Origin of the sequence: Pseudomonas sp. NFACC56-3 (assembly GCF_900100025.1) — a bacterium.
Classification (GTDB): Bacteria; Pseudomonadota; Gammaproteobacteria; order Pseudomonadales; family Pseudomonadaceae; genus Aquipseudomonas; species Aquipseudomonas fluorescens_AA.
In genome coordinates this window covers 17,016-29,819 of the sequence record NZ_FMTK01000013.1, presented here as the reverse complement: position 1 = coordinate 29,819, position 12,804 = coordinate 17,016, and the positions used below count along the sequence as shown (strand labels likewise).

Here is a 12,804-nt window from a genome sequence, read left to right as displayed (position 1 = left end):
TGAGGAACTTCGATGACCGTTGCCATTTCTTCGCGTACCCCCCAGCAAGCCCTGGCGGCCGTGCTTGACCGTTACGCCCCGCAAAAACTGCTGCTGATCGGTGCCAGCGGCTTTCCCGCACTCGAAGCATTCCAGCAGGCCCACCCCGACACCGAAGTGGTCCACGCCAGCCCCGGCGCGCTGCCGGCCGACGTGGCGGCGCGACGTTTTGACCTGGCCCTGGCGCTCGATTGTCTGGAGCATTTGCCCAAGCGCGAAGGTCTGAACCTGTTGGGCGGCATCCGTAATCTCAACGCCAGCCGCATCGCCGTGCTCGCCGACCTCAACGCCTGCGGCTGGCAAGAGACGGACTTTTTTTCCCTGGCCCTGCAAGCCAGTGAGCGATTCCAGCGCGAAGATCAGGTGCTGACCCTGTTCACCTACGATCTGCTTGAATACAAACAGGTCCCCGACTGGCTCAATTCACGTTTTTGGGCCAACCCGGAAAACTTTGGAAAATATTGGTGGTAACCGTGAACACAAGCTCACACTCGCCCATTTGCCCCTGTGGCAGTGGCAACTCGTTGGAGGCCTGCTGCGGCCACTACCAAGACGGTCATCCGGCGCCCTGTGCCGAAGCCTTGATGCGCTCGCGCTATAGCGCCTATGTGCTGGGCCTGGTGGACTATCTGGTCGCCACCACCCTGCCCGCCCAGCAGCAAGGCCTCGATCGCCAGTCCATCCGCGAGTGGAGCGCCAACAGCACCTGGTTGGGACTGGACGTGGAAAGCAGCGAAGTGTTCGGTGGTCAACCGGAACACGCTTTCGTCACGTTCACGGCACGCTGGCACGACAGCCAGGGCGAGCACAGCCACCGTGAACAGTCCTCGTTCGTGCAGAACGACGGGCGCTGGTACTTCATCGATCCGACCGTGCCGGTCAAGACAGGACGCAACGACAGCTGTCCGTGCGGCAGCGGGCACAAATTCAAGAAGTGCTGCGCCGGCTACTTCAATCGCTGATTTTAGGAAACGTCCGACGCTCGCCCATCGCCCCAAGGGGCTAGACTGGGGATAAACCAGAGGCACGGACATGACCCCTCCATCATTCTTGCTGCGCATCACCTGCCTGCTGCTGTTCGTTGGGTTCGGCGGCTGTGCATCCTGGCGAGGTGAAGAAGCCCCGGAACCACAGGTGCATCTGGTCAAAGTCGAGGTGGTGCGGGCCCGGCTGCTGGAACAGAGGTTCACGCTGCACTTTCGCGTCGACAACCCCGGCGACAGCGACCTCACCGTTCGCGGCCTGACCTACCGCATCCACCTGGGCGACCTGTTGCTGACCGAAGGCGAGCATGAGCACTGGTTCACCGTGCGCCCCAAGCACAGCGCCTACTTCAAGGTGCCGGTGCGTACCAACCTGTGGCCCCAGGTGCGGGAAGTGGTGAAGCTGCTGGAGAAACCCCGGGAACAGATCCCCTATCGTCTGGAAGGTGAGCTGGAAACCGGATTATTCATCGCCCACTACGTGCACCTTGAGCGCAATGGCGTGATAATCGCCGCCGATTTAATTGCGGAGTAACCCCGATGACCCAGCAACCCCACGTCCACGGCCCTGATTGCAACCACGATCACGACCATCATCACGACCATGACCACGGCCACGTCCACGGTCCGAACTGCGGCCATGCCCACCAGGAACCGGTGCGCAACGCCCTGAAGGATGTCGGTCGCAACGACCCTTGCCCTTGTGGCAATGGCAAGAAATTCAAGAAGTGCCACGGGGCTTGAGGGGCTGGGCGAAAGATTTCTTCGCCTGTTAGACCGTCATCGCGAGCAAGCTCGCTCCCACAAGGGTTCTGCGGTGATCACTGGATATCGCCTCAGCGCAATTTCCCTGTGGGAGCGAGCTTGCTCGCGATGAGGCCGGCGCTGTCGGTACCTATCTGTCAGCCCGCCTGCAGAATTCGCTTCACACCGACCACCGTCGCATACTCACCGTGCAAGTTGCCCAGGGACATGGCATGCACTTCGGCTGCCGAACGGGCGTTACCGAAGTAATCGTTCTTGTCGAAAGTGAAGCAGGCGTCCTCGGCCACCCAGGTGTCGAATCCCAGATTGCCGGCCGTACGGGCCGTGGACTCCACCGAGTTGTGCGTCGCCACACCGACGATCACCAGTTGCCTGATTCCGGCTTGGCGCAGGTCTCGCTCCAGGTGGGTGCCGCTGAACGCATCCGACACCTGCTTTTGCACCAACCATTCCCCTGCCCTCGGCTCGAACCGTGGCTGGACCTCCACCCCCGACTGCCCCGGCCAGAACACCGAGTCCGACGAGCGGGACAGATGATGGACGTGAATCACCGGGCGCGCCGTGTGTCGCCAGAAAGCCAGCAGCTCCAGCATGCGCAGCTCTGCCTCGGGGTTGTTGCGAGGGCCGAGCCTGGGGTGAAGGATGCCTTTTTGTTGATCGATGAGGATCAGCGCCGCGTCATTCTGTAGCTCCATGCCGGTTTCCTTTGCTTGGTCTTTGTATGTTGCCCACTTGAGCATCACCCCTTCCAACAGGCAAGCCTTCGAGCAAAAGCGATGACCCGGTCCCGGGCTTTCATCGCCAAATCAACAAATAACCCTCGCCCCCGCTTGCGCGGCCCCCGCCTGCTCACTAACGTAGCGCCTTTATTGGTGCCCCCCCCTCCCGCAGGAGCTTTGCCATGGCCTCGCCAGCCTCTATTTCCTTCATCCCCCGGCTCGGTGCTGCCGCCGCGGTGGCCAGTGTGCTCGGTTTGAGCGGATGCCAGACCTGGAATGCCCAGGACACGGTCCCGCCCACGTCCGGTGTGCAGCCGCTCAAGGGGCTGGCGCAGAACGTCTCGGTCCGCCGCAACGCCACGGGCATGCCGCTGATCGAAAGCAACAGCTTCCATGACGCCTTGTTCACCCTCGGCTACGTCCACGCCAGCGACCGTATCACCCAGATGGTGACCCTGCGCCTGCTGGCCCAAGGACGGTTGGCAGAGATGTCCGGCGCCGAACGGCTGGAGGTCGACCGCTACATGCGCGCCGTCAACCTGAAGAAAAACGCCGACGAGCTGTACAAGGCATCTTCGCCACGGCTCAAGCGTTTCTTCGAAGTCTATGCCCGTGGCGTCAACGCCTACCTGTTCCGCTACCGCGACAAGTTGCCGTCGGACCTGGCCGCCACCGGTTACAAACCTGAATACTGGAAACCGGAAGATTCGGCGCTGATGTTCTGTCTGCTGAACTTCAGCCAGTCAGCCAACCTGCCGGAAGAAATCGCCAGCCTGGTGCTGGCCCAGACCGTCACCAATGACAAACTCGCCTGGCTGAGCCCGTCCTATCCGGACGAGCAACTGCCCGTGGCCGAGGCCGACAAGCTCCAGGGCCTACGCCTCAACGGCCAGATCCCGGGCCTGAGCGAAATCAGCAAGGCCACCCAGCAATTGGCCGGGTTGAACCTGTTGGGTGCTGCGTCTTCAAGCAACTGGGCCATCGCGCCACAACGCAGCCGCAGCGGCAAGAGCCTGCTGGCCAGCGACAGCCACGGGCCGCTGGGCATGCCGGGGCTGTGGAGCCCGGTACAGATCCGTGCGCCCAAGTACCAGGCGGCCGGGATTTCCGTGGCGGGCATCCCGATGATCCTGGCCGGGTTCAACGGCAAAGTGGCCTGGAGCATGACCAGCGTGCTGGGGGACAACCAGGACCTGTTCCTGGAAAAAATCCGCCGTCAGGGCAATGGCCTGTCCTACGAGGTCAACGGCAAATGGCAACCGGCGATCGTGCGCAACGAAACCTACTTCATCAAAGGCCAGCGGCCGATTCGTGAAGCGGTGTTCGAGACCCGCCACGGCCCGTTGCTCAACAGCGCCCAGGGCCCCGCCATGGCCAACGGCTTTGGCCTGGCCTTGCAGACGCCGAGCTTGAGCGACGACAAGACCCTGGACGCCTTCTTCGACCTGTCCCGGGCGCAGAACGTCGAGAAAGCGTCCGACGCCAGCCGGGAAATCCGCGCCATGGCCGTGAACCTGGTCTTTGCCGACGCCAGCCATATCGGCTGGCAAGTCACCGGTCGCTACCCGAACCGCCGTGAAGGCGAGGGTCTGTTGCCGTCGCCGGGCTGGGACGGTCGCTACGATTGGGACGGTTACGCCGACCCGATGCTGCACCCCTACGATCAAGACCCGGCCCAAGGCTGGCTCGGCACGGCCAACCAACGGGTCATTCCCCATGGCTACGGCATGCAACTGTCCAATTCCTGGGCTTCGCCGGAGCGTGGCGAACGCATGGCCGAACTGGCCGGCGCAGGCAAGCACGACACCCGCAGCCTGACCGCCATGCAATACGACCAGACCACGACGTTCGCGGCCAAGCTCAAGCAAGTCTTCGAAGCGCCGGGCATGAGCCAGCCGCTCAAACAGGCCATCGAAGCCCTGCCGGTGGCTGACCGGGCCAAGGCTCGCGAGGCCTATACCCGCTTGATGGCATTCGATGGCCGGCTCAGCCCGACCTCCGCCGACGCGGCGATCTATGAGCTGTTCCTGCAGGAAAGCATGAAGCAGATTTTCCTCGACGAGCTGGGCCCGGACAGCAGCCCGGCGTGGCAGGCGCTGGTCGCCAATGGCCAATTGTCCTACTCGGCCCAGGCCGATCATCTGCTGGGGCGTGAAGACAGCCCGTTCTGGGACGATGTGCGCACACCCCAGAAAGAAGACAAGGCCGTTATCCTCGCCCGCAGCCTGGCCGCCACCATCAACGCCGGTGACAGCCAGTTGGGCGGTGACCACAAGGCCTGGCAATGGGGCCAATTGCATCGCTACGCCTGGAAGAACAGCAACGGCCAGATCGTACGCGGCCCGCTGCCGGCCGGTGGCGACGCCACCACGCTCAACACGTCGGCGTTCGCCTGGGGCCAGGACTACACCACTACCCTGGCGCCGGCCATGCGCTTTATCGTTGACTTCGGCCAGCCCGAACCGTTGATGATCCAGGACGGCGCCGGCCAGTCCGGCAACCCGGTCAGCCCGCACTATGCCAATGGCATCGATCCGTGGATCAAGGGGCAGTACCAGAGCCTGCCGTTGCAGTCGCAGAACTTCGATCGGGCGTATGGCAAGACGCGGTTGACGTTGGTGCCCGGCAAATAGCCTGTTCCCCCCGTGGCGAGGGAGCTTGCTCCCGCTGGGCTGCGAAGCGGCCCCCTGGTCCTGACTGACACACCACGGGGGCCGCTTCGCGCCCCAGCGGGAGCAAGCTCCCTCGCCACGGGGATTCGGCCAACCTGAAGCAGCACTTCATCAGGACTTCCTGAACGACTCCCCGCCAAAATCCGATAGAACTTCCCCCCTCGCCAGCGCCTCTACCTGACAAGCCCATCGTCCCGGTGATTGCATGGATCTTGTCATTGCCCGCCCCGAAGGCCTGTACTGTCCGCCCGGAGATTTCTACATCGACCCGTGGCGTCCGGTTGAACGCTCGGTCATCACCCACGCCCACGGCGACCATGCCCGCAGTGGCAACCAACACTACCTGGCAGCGGCACCCGGCGAAGGCATCCTGCGGTCACGCCTGGGCCAGGACATCAACCTGCAAACCCTGCCCTACGGCGAACGCCTGTCGCACCATGGCGTGACCCTGAGCTTTCACCCCGCCGGCCATGTGCTGGGCTCGGCCCAGGTGCGGCTGGAGTATCAAGGCGAGGTCTGGGTGGCGTCGGGGGATTACAAAGTCGAGCCTGACGGCACCTGCACCCCGTTCGAGCCGGTGAGATGCCATACCTTCATCACGGAATCGACCTTCGGCCTGCCGATCTACCGCTGGCAACCCCAGGGGCAGATCTTCGACGAGATCAACCAGTGGTGGCGCGGGAACATCGCCGTCGGCCGGGCCAGCGTGTTGTTCTGCTATTCCTTCGGCAAGGCCCAGCGGATTCTCCACGGCATCGACGAAAGCCTCGGCCCGATCCTGGCCCATGGAGCGGTGGAACCGCTGAACCGGGTCTACCGCGCGGCCGGGGTTCATCTGCCGCCAACGATCTATGCCGGCGATATCAAGAAGAACGACCCGATCATGGGCCAGGCGCTGGTCATCGCCCCGCCCTCTGCCGGAGGCAGCAGCTGGATGCGCCGCTTCGGCGACTACAGCGACGCCTTCGCCAGCGGCTGGATGCGCCTGCGTGGTACGCGTCGGCGGCGCGGCGTGGACCGGGGTTTCGTGCTGTCCGACCACGCCGACTGGCCTGGCCTGCTCTGGGCCATCGAACAGACCGGCGCCGAACGGGTGATGGTCACCCATGGATCAGTCGCCGTACTGGTGCGCCACTTGTGTGAGCAAGGCCTCGATGCCCAAGGGTTCACCACCGAATACGGCGACGACGAAGAAGACCTCGCTACGGCCACCGACAGCGGTGAGGAGGCGCCATGAAAGCCTTCGCCGAGTTGTACGCCGAACTGGACGCCACCACCTCCAGCAATGCCAAGCTCACGGCCATGCAGGACTACTTCAGCAAAGCCCCGCCCCAGGACGCGGCATGGGCCGTGTATTTCCTTTCCGGCGGGCGTCCACGGCAACTGGTGCCGGTAAAAATCCTGCGGGAGTTGGCGGTCCAGGTATCCGGGTTGTCGCTCTGGCTGTTCGAAGAAAGTTATCAGGCCGTGGGCGACCTGGCCGAAACCATTTCGCTGGTATTACCCGAATCGCCCCACAGCTCCGATGAAGGCCTGGCGCTGTGGATCGAAGAGAAACTGCTGCCGTTGCGCGGTGAGTCGCCCGACGTCCTGGCTGAACGGCTTCCGGCGCTGTGGGCGCAGCTCGACCGGCCGAGCCTGATGCTTTGCATCAAACTCATCACCGGCAGTTTCCGGGTGGGCGTATCCAAACTGCTGGTGACCCGGGCCCTGGCGACCATGGCCGGGCTGGACAGCAAACGGGTGGCCCAACGCTTGGTGGGCTACACCGACCTGTCCCATCGTCCCACGGCCGCCAGCTACCTCAAACTGATCGCGGCCGAGTCCGACGATGAACATGCCCAGCGCGGCGGCCAGCCTTATCCGTTTTTCCTGGCCCATGCGTTGTCTGCGCCAGTGGAACAATTCGACGCGCTGCTGGGGCCGGCCAGCGACTGGCAGGTGGAATGGAAATGGGACGGCATCCGGTCCCAGGTGATCAAGCGTGACGGCCATTTGTGGGTCTGGTCGCGAGGCGAGGACCTGGTCACTGAACGATTTCCGGAATTGCATTCACTGGCCCAGGCGTTGCCTGACGGCACGGTGATCGACGGTGAAATTGTGGTCTGGAAAGCCCCCCAGTCGGTTACCGAGGACGTCTTCGACCCGGGCGCACCATTGCAGCCTGCTGTGCAACCCTTCGCCCTGTTGCAGCAGCGCATCGGTCGCAAGACCCTGGGCAAGAAAATCCTCGACGACGCCCCCGTGGCGGTGATGGCCTACGACCTGTTGGAATGGCAAGGCGAGGACTGGCGCAGCCGCCCCCAGACCGAGCGCCGCGAACAATTGGAAGCACTGATCGCCCGTGTCCACAGCCCGGTGCTGTTGCCCTCGCCGATCGTCACCGGGCAGGACTGGCTGGACCTCGCCCGGCAGCGCGAAGCCTCTCGCAGCCTCGGTGTCGAGGGCATGATGCTCAAGGCCCGCGACGCGCTGTACGGCGTCGGTCGCACCAAGGACATGGGCGTGTGGTGGAAATGGAAGATCGACCCGTTCAGCGTCGACGCGGTGCTGATCTACGCCCAACGCGGCCACGGCCGACGCGCCAGCCTCTACAGCGACTACACCTTCGCCGTGTGGGACAACCCGCCAGGCAGTCGCGAGCGCACCCTGGTGCCATTCGCCAAGGCCTACTCAGGGCTGACCGATGCAGAAATGCGCCAGGTCGACAGCATCGTGCGCAAGACCACCGTTGAGAAGTTCGGCCCGGTGAGCAGCGTCACCCCCACCCTGGTGTTCGAACTGGGCTTCGAAGGCATCGCCCTGTCCAAGCGCCACAAGAGCGGGATTGCCGTGCGGTTTCCACGGATGTTGCGCTGGCGCCAGGACAAGCGCGTCGATGAAGCCGACACGTTGGCGACGCTACAGGATTTGTTGAAATAGCACCTCGGTGGCGAACACTCTGTGGGAGCAAAGCTTGCTCGCGAAGCAGGCGCCTCGTTTTCCGGTAGACCGCATCACCTTTATCGCGGGCAAGCCTTGCTCCCACAAAGACCTATCATGCCCGCCCCATCCTGGGGCACCTTTTTGTTGTACGATCTCCCCCGCGCACCACCGCGTTCCACCATCTGCCGCATATGCTTTTAAAACACTTGTTCGGCACTCTGGTTCGGAAATTGCTACCTTTATGCCGTCATACCGTTCTCGCCTTCACCGGTAACAATACTTACGCGCCACAAGCGCTCATATTGGTTTTAGGGATTGAATAATGAAAAAAGCACTGCTGACCCTTTCTGCACTGGCGTTGTGCATGGCCGCTGGCGTCGCCACGGCCAAGGAATACAAGGAATTGCGTTTTGGTGTCGACCCGTCCTACGCCCCGTTTGAATCCAAAGCCGCCGACGGCAGCCTGGTCGGTTTCGACATCGACCTGGGCAATGCGATCTGCGCGGAGCTGAAAGTCAAATGCAAATGGGTCGAAAGCGATTTCGACGGCATGATCCCGGGCCTGAAGGCCAACAAATTCGACGGCGTGATCTCCTCCATGACCGTGACCCCGGCCCGGGAAAAAGTCATCGACTTCTCCAACGAGCTGTTCTCCGGCCCAACGGCCTATGTCTTCAAGAAGGGCTCGGGCCTGAGCGAAGACGTTGCCTCGCTCAAAGGCAAGACCATCGGCTACGAGCAAGGCACCATCCAGGAAGCCTACGCCAAGGCCGTGCTGGACAAGGCGGGCGTCAAGACCCAGGCCTATCAGAACCAGGACCAGGTTTACTCTGACCTGACCTCCGGCCGCCTCGATGCGGCGATCCAGGACATGCTCCAGGCTGAGCTGGGCTTCCTGAAGTCGCCAAAAGGCGAAGGTTATGAAGTCAGCAAGCCGGTGGACAGCGAATTGCTGCCTTCCAAGACCGCCATCGGTATCAAGAAAGGTAACAGTGAGCTGAAGGCCCTTTTGGATAAAGGTATCAAAGCGTTACACGACGACGGCAAGTACGCCGAGATCCAGAAAAAACACTTTGGCGATCTGAATCTGTACAGCGGCAAATAATGCGCGGCGCCCATCCGGTCTCGGATGGGCGCTTTTTTCCTGCCAAAGGCCTCTTTCATGTTCGAACAACTCCTACAAAATCTGGGGCTCTCCGCCTTCAGCCTGCAGGGCTTCGGCCCGCTGCTGATGCAAGGCACCTGGATGACCATCAAGCTGTCGGCTCTGTCCTTGTTGCTGAGCGTCTTGCTCGGCCTGCTGGGCGCCAGTGCCAAACTGTCCCCCGTCAAACTGCTGCGAATTCCCGCCCAGCTCTACACCACGCTGATCCGCGGTGTGCCGGACCTGGTGCTGATGCTGCTGATCTTCTACAGCCTGCAAACCTGGCTGACCTCGTTCACCGACTTCATGGAATGGGAATACATCGAGATCGACCCATTCGGCGCCGGGGTGATCACCCTGGGCTTTATCTATGGCGCGTACTTCACCGAAACCTTTCGCGGCGCGATCCTCGCGGTCCCCCGGGGCCAAGTCGAAGCCGCCACGGCCTATGGCCTCAAGCGTGGCCAACGCTTTCGCTTCGTGGTGTTCCCGCAAATGATGCGTTTCGCCCTGCCGGGTATCGGCAACAACTGGATGGTGATGCTCAAGGCCACCGCGCTGGTGTCGATCATCGGCCTGGCCGACCTGGTCAAGGCGGCCCAGGATGCGGGCAAGAGCACCTACCAGCTGTTCTACTTCCTGGTGCTGGCGGCGCTGATTTATCTGCTGATCACCAGCGCGTCCAATGTCATCCTGCGCTGGCTTGAACGCCGCTACGCCGCCGGAGCCCGGGAGGCGGTGCGATGATCGAACTCCTGCAAGAATACTGGCGGCCATTCCTGTACAGCGACGGCGTCAACATCACCGGCCTGGCCATGACCCTGTGGCTGCTCAGCGCCTCGCTGCTGATCGGCTTCGTGGTGTCGATCCCGCTGTCCATCGCCCGGGTTTCGCCCAAGTTCTACGTCCGCTGGCCCGTGCAGTTCTACACCTACCTGTTCCGGGGCACGCCACTCTATATCCAGTTGCTGATCTGCTACACCGGCATCTACAGCATCGCGGCGGTGCGTGCCCAACCCATGCTCGACAGCTTCTTTCGCGACGCGATGAACTGCACGATCCTGGCCTTTGCCTTGAACACCTGCGCCTACACCACGGAAATTTTCGCCGGGGCGATTCGCAGCATGAACCATGGCGAAGTGGAAGCGGCCAAGGCCTACGGCCTGACCGGTTGGAAACTGTACGCCTACGTAATCATGCCGTCGGCGCTGCGCCGCTCGCTGCCGTACTACAGCAACGAAGTTATCTTGATGTTGCACTCGACGACCGTGGCGTTCACCGCTACCGTTCCAGACGTGCTGAAAGTCGCCCGGGATGCCAACTCGGCGACGTTCCTGACGTTCCAGTCGTTCGGGATCGCCGCGTTGATCTACCTGACCGTCACCTTTGCGCTGGTGGGCCTCTTCCGCCTCGCCGAACGCCGATGGCTGGCCTTCCTCGGGCCGGCCCACTAGGGCTTTTGTTCCAGGACACACACGCACATGCGCCACCAGATCCATGACCTGCTGTCCCCGGTACCGGGGACAGCACGCAAGATCCACAGCTTCCACTTCGGCCCGGAAAAAGCCGTCGGCAAAATCTATATCCAGTCGTCCCTGCACGCCGATGAACTGCCGGGCATGCTCGTCGCCTGGCACCTCAAGCAACGCCTGGCCGAACTCGAGGCGTCCGGCCACCTGCGCCACGAGATCGTGCTGGTGCCGGTCGCCAACCCCATCGGCCTCGAACAAGTGCTGATGGACGTGCCCCTGGGTCGCTACGAAACCGAGAGCGGGCAGAACTTCAACCGCCGCTTCGTCGACCTGAGCGAAGAGATCGGCAACGAAATCCAGGACCTGCTCACCGACGATCCGCAGCACAACCTGATGCTGATCCGCACCAGCCTGCGCGATGCCCTCGCCCGGCAGACCCCTGGCACGCAATTGCAGTCCCTGCGCCTGGCCCTGCAACGGCTGGCCTGCGACGCCGACATGGTGCTGGACCTGCATTGCGACTTCGAAGCCGTGGCCCACCTCTACACCACGCCGGAAGCCTGGCCGCAGGTCGAGCCGTTGGCGCGCTACATCGGTGCCGAGGCCAGTTTGCTCGCCACCGATTCGGGCGGCCAGTCGTTCGACGAATGCTTCACCCTGCTCTGGTGGCAACTCAAGGAACGCTTCGGCGAACGCTTCGAGATTCCCCTGGGCAGTTTTTCGGTGACCGTGGAGTTGCGTGGCCAGGGTGACGTCAACCATGGTCTGGCAAGCCTCGACTGCCAGGCCTTGATCGAATACCTGATCCGCTTCGGCGCCATCGACGGCGAACCGATGCCCATGCCCGAACTGCCCTACCCGGCCACGCCGCTGGCCGCGGTCGAGCCGGTGGCCACGCCCGTGGGCGGGTTGCTGGTCTACAGCGCCCTGCCCGGCGAATACCTGGAGGCGGGGCAACTGATCGCGGAAGTCATCGACCCGGTCAACGACACCGTCACCCCCGTTCATTGCCGCAACGCCGGCCTGCTGTACGCCCGTTCGCTGCGCCGCATGGCCACGGCCGGCATGGTGATCGCCCATGTCGCCGGCACCGAAGCCTACCGCAGCGGCTACCTACTTTCGCCTTGAGGATGCATGCTCCATGTACAAACTGACCATTGAAGGCCTGCATAAAAGCTATGGCGAACATGAGGTGCTCAAAGGCGTTTCGCTCAAGGCCAAGACCGGCGACGTCATCAGCCTCATCGGCGCCAGCGGCTCGGGCAAAAGTACCTTCTTGCGCTGTATCAACTTCCTGGAACAACCCAACGACGGTGCCATGACCCTGGACGGCCAGCCGATCCAGATGATCAAGGACCGCCACGGCATGCACGTGGCCGACGCCGACGAACTGCAACGCATCCGCACGCGCCTGGCCATGGTGTTCCAGCATTTCAACCTGTGGAGCCACATGACCGTGCTGGAAAACATCACCATGGCGCCGCGCCGGGTGTTGGGTGTGAGCAAGCAGGAAGCCGACGATCGTGCGCGCCGTTATCTCGACAAGGTCGGCCTGCCGGCACGGGTTGCCGAGCAGTACCCGGCATTCCTCTCCGGCGGCCAGCAACAGCGCGTGGCCATTGCCCGTGCGCTGGCGATGGAGCCGGAGGTGATGCTGTTCGACGAACCCACGTCGGCCCTGGACCCGGAGCTGGTGGGCGAAGTGCTGAAGGTGATCCAGGGCCTGGCCGAAGAGGGCCGGACCATGATCATGGTGACCCACGAAATGAGCTTCGCCCGTAAAGTCTCGAACCAGGTGCTGTTCCTGCACCAGGGCCTGGTGGAAGAAGAAGGCGCGCCGGAAGACGTACTGGGCAATCCCACCAGCGAACGGCTCAAGCAGTTCCTCAGTGGCAACTTGAAATAAACTCCCTGGCAAGCCCCGTGGCGAGGGAGCTTGCTCCCGCTGGGGCGCGAAGCGGCCCCCTGCGGTGTGTCAGTCAGAACCAGAGGGCCGCTTCGCAGCCCAGCGGGAGCAAGCTCCCTCGCCACAAGAGCCTTCCGACCAGACGATCCCCTTGGGCATAAAACCTTTCACATCCCGCC

13 protein-coding genes are annotated in these 12,804 nt (G+C 62.8%); 12 read left to right on the top strand and 1 reads right to left on the bottom strand.

The genetic code is table 11. The annotated features are described in order from the left end of the window. The first annotated feature begins 12 nt into the window (after positions 1–12). From BLO80_RS17930 to BLO80_RS17915, 4 genes are all read left to right on the top strand, one after another. Positions 13–510, top strand: a complete 498-nt coding sequence (locus tag BLO80_RS17930; protein ID WP_092329207.1) for a DUF6231 family protein — start codon at positions 13–15, stop codon at positions 508–510. Positions 511–512: 2 nt separating this feature from the next. Next, the gene (locus BLO80_RS17925) at positions 513–1,001 is read left to right on the top strand and encodes a YchJ family protein (protein WP_175459518.1); all 489 of its coding nucleotides are present in this window, start codon (positions 513–515) and stop codon (positions 999–1,001) included. Positions 1,002–1,071: 70 nt separating this feature from the next. After that, positions 1,072–1,557 carry an LEA/WHy family protein gene (locus tag BLO80_RS17920; protein WP_092329210.1) on the top strand — a complete coding sequence of 162 codons (486 nt, stop codon included), beginning with the start codon at positions 1,072–1,074 and terminating at the stop codon, positions 1,555–1,557. A gap of 5 nt (positions 1,558–1,562) precedes the next feature. Further along, the gene (locus tag BLO80_RS17915) at positions 1,563–1,766 is read left to right on the top strand and encodes an SEC-C metal-binding domain-containing protein (protein ID WP_003198420.1); all 204 of its coding nucleotides are present in this window, start codon (positions 1,563–1,565) and stop codon (positions 1,764–1,766) included. Positions 1,767–1,924: 158 nt separating this feature from the next. Here BLO80_RS17915 and BLO80_RS17910 read toward each other — a convergent pair whose 3' ends face one another. Further along, positions 1,925–2,482, bottom strand: coding sequence for a cysteine hydrolase family protein (locus tag BLO80_RS17910; RefSeq protein WP_092329212.1), 558 nt, complete (start codon positions 2,480–2,482; stop codon positions 1,925–1,927). 206 nt (positions 2,483–2,688) lie between these two features. On the opposite strand from BLO80_RS17910, the gene BLO80_RS17905 reads away from it, so the two are divergent. The 8 genes from BLO80_RS17905 (at position 2,689) to BLO80_RS17865 (ending at position 12,625) form a co-directional block, all read left to right on the top strand. Beyond that, positions 2,689–5,139 carry a penicillin acylase family protein gene (locus BLO80_RS17905; RefSeq protein WP_092329215.1) on the top strand — a complete coding sequence of 817 codons (2,451 nt, stop codon included), beginning with the start codon at positions 2,689–2,691 and terminating at the stop codon, positions 5,137–5,139. A gap of 244 nt (positions 5,140–5,383) precedes the next feature. Continuing rightward, on the top strand, positions 5,384–6,415 hold the full coding sequence (locus tag BLO80_RS17900; protein ID WP_092329217.1) for a ligase-associated DNA damage response exonuclease: 1,032 nt from the start codon (positions 5,384–5,386) through the stop codon (positions 6,413–6,415). After that, on the top strand, positions 6,412–8,100 hold the full coding sequence (locus BLO80_RS17895; RefSeq protein ID WP_092329220.1) for an ATP-dependent DNA ligase: 1,689 nt from the start codon (positions 6,412–6,414) through the stop codon (positions 8,098–8,100). Before BLO80_RS17900 ends, BLO80_RS17895 begins: the two co-directional genes overlap by 4 nt. A gap of 325 nt (positions 8,101–8,425) precedes the next feature. Beyond that, positions 8,426–9,208 (top strand): transporter substrate-binding domain-containing protein, encoded by a 783-nt coding sequence (locus BLO80_RS17885; protein WP_092329225.1) that lies wholly within the window; start codon positions 8,426–8,428, stop codon positions 9,206–9,208. A gap of 57 nt (positions 9,209–9,265) precedes the next feature. Then, positions 9,266–9,994: an ABC transporter permease gene (locus BLO80_RS17880; protein WP_092329267.1), complete on the top strand. Its 729-nt coding sequence runs from the start codon at positions 9,266–9,268 to the stop codon at positions 9,992–9,994. Further along, on the top strand, positions 9,991–10,701 hold the full coding sequence (locus tag BLO80_RS17875; RefSeq protein WP_092329228.1) for an ABC transporter permease: 711 nt from the start codon (positions 9,991–9,993) through the stop codon (positions 10,699–10,701). The genes BLO80_RS17880 and BLO80_RS17875 overlap by 4 nt, the downstream gene beginning before the upstream one ends. Before the next feature lie 27 nt (positions 10,702–10,728). After that, complete coding sequence (locus tag BLO80_RS17870) at positions 10,729–11,847, top strand: succinylglutamate desuccinylase/aspartoacylase family protein (RefSeq protein WP_092329230.1); 1,119 nt, start codon at positions 10,729–10,731, stop codon at positions 11,845–11,847. 13 nt (positions 11,848–11,860) lie between these two features. Continuing rightward, the gene (locus tag BLO80_RS17865) at positions 11,861–12,625 is read left to right on the top strand and encodes an ABC transporter ATP-binding protein (protein ID WP_092329233.1); all 765 of its coding nucleotides are present in this window, start codon (positions 11,861–11,863) and stop codon (positions 12,623–12,625) included. Positions 12,626–12,804 lie beyond the last annotated feature (179 nt).

Bases quoted from the DNA above. Each gene is read 5' to 3' on its own strand.
- BLO80_RS17930 (WP_092329207.1), top strand. From the start codon at position 13: ATGACCGTTGCCATTTCTTCGCGTACCCCCCAGCAAGCCCTGGCGGCC.
- BLO80_RS17920 (WP_092329210.1), top strand. From the start codon at position 1,072: ATGACCCCTCCATCATTCTTGCTGCGCATCACCTGCCTGCTGCTGTTC.
- BLO80_RS17915 (WP_003198420.1), top strand. From the start codon at position 1,563: ATGACCCAGCAACCCCACGTCCACGGCCCTGATTGCAACCACGATCAC.
- BLO80_RS17910 (WP_092329212.1), bottom strand. From the start codon at position 2,482: ATGGAGCTACAGAATGACGCGGCGCTGATCCTCATCGATCAACAAAAA.
- BLO80_RS17905 (WP_092329215.1), top strand. From the start codon at position 2,689: ATGGCCTCGCCAGCCTCTATTTCCTTCATCCCCCGGCTCGGTGCTGCC.
- BLO80_RS17900 (WP_092329217.1), top strand. From the start codon at position 5,384: ATGGATCTTGTCATTGCCCGCCCCGAAGGCCTGTACTGTCCGCCCGGA.
- BLO80_RS17895 (WP_092329220.1), top strand. From the start codon at position 6,412: ATGAAAGCCTTCGCCGAGTTGTACGCCGAACTGGACGCCACCACCTCC.
- BLO80_RS17885 (WP_092329225.1), top strand. From the start codon at position 8,426: ATGAAAAAAGCACTGCTGACCCTTTCTGCACTGGCGTTGTGCATGGCC.
- BLO80_RS17880 (WP_092329267.1), top strand. From the start codon at position 9,266: ATGTTCGAACAACTCCTACAAAATCTGGGGCTCTCCGCCTTCAGCCTG.
- BLO80_RS17875 (WP_092329228.1), top strand. From the start codon at position 9,991: ATGATCGAACTCCTGCAAGAATACTGGCGGCCATTCCTGTACAGCGAC.
- BLO80_RS17870 (WP_092329230.1), top strand. From the start codon at position 10,729: ATGCGCCACCAGATCCATGACCTGCTGTCCCCGGTACCGGGGACAGCA.
- BLO80_RS17865 (WP_092329233.1), top strand. From the start codon at position 11,861: ATGTACAAACTGACCATTGAAGGCCTGCATAAAAGCTATGGCGAACAT.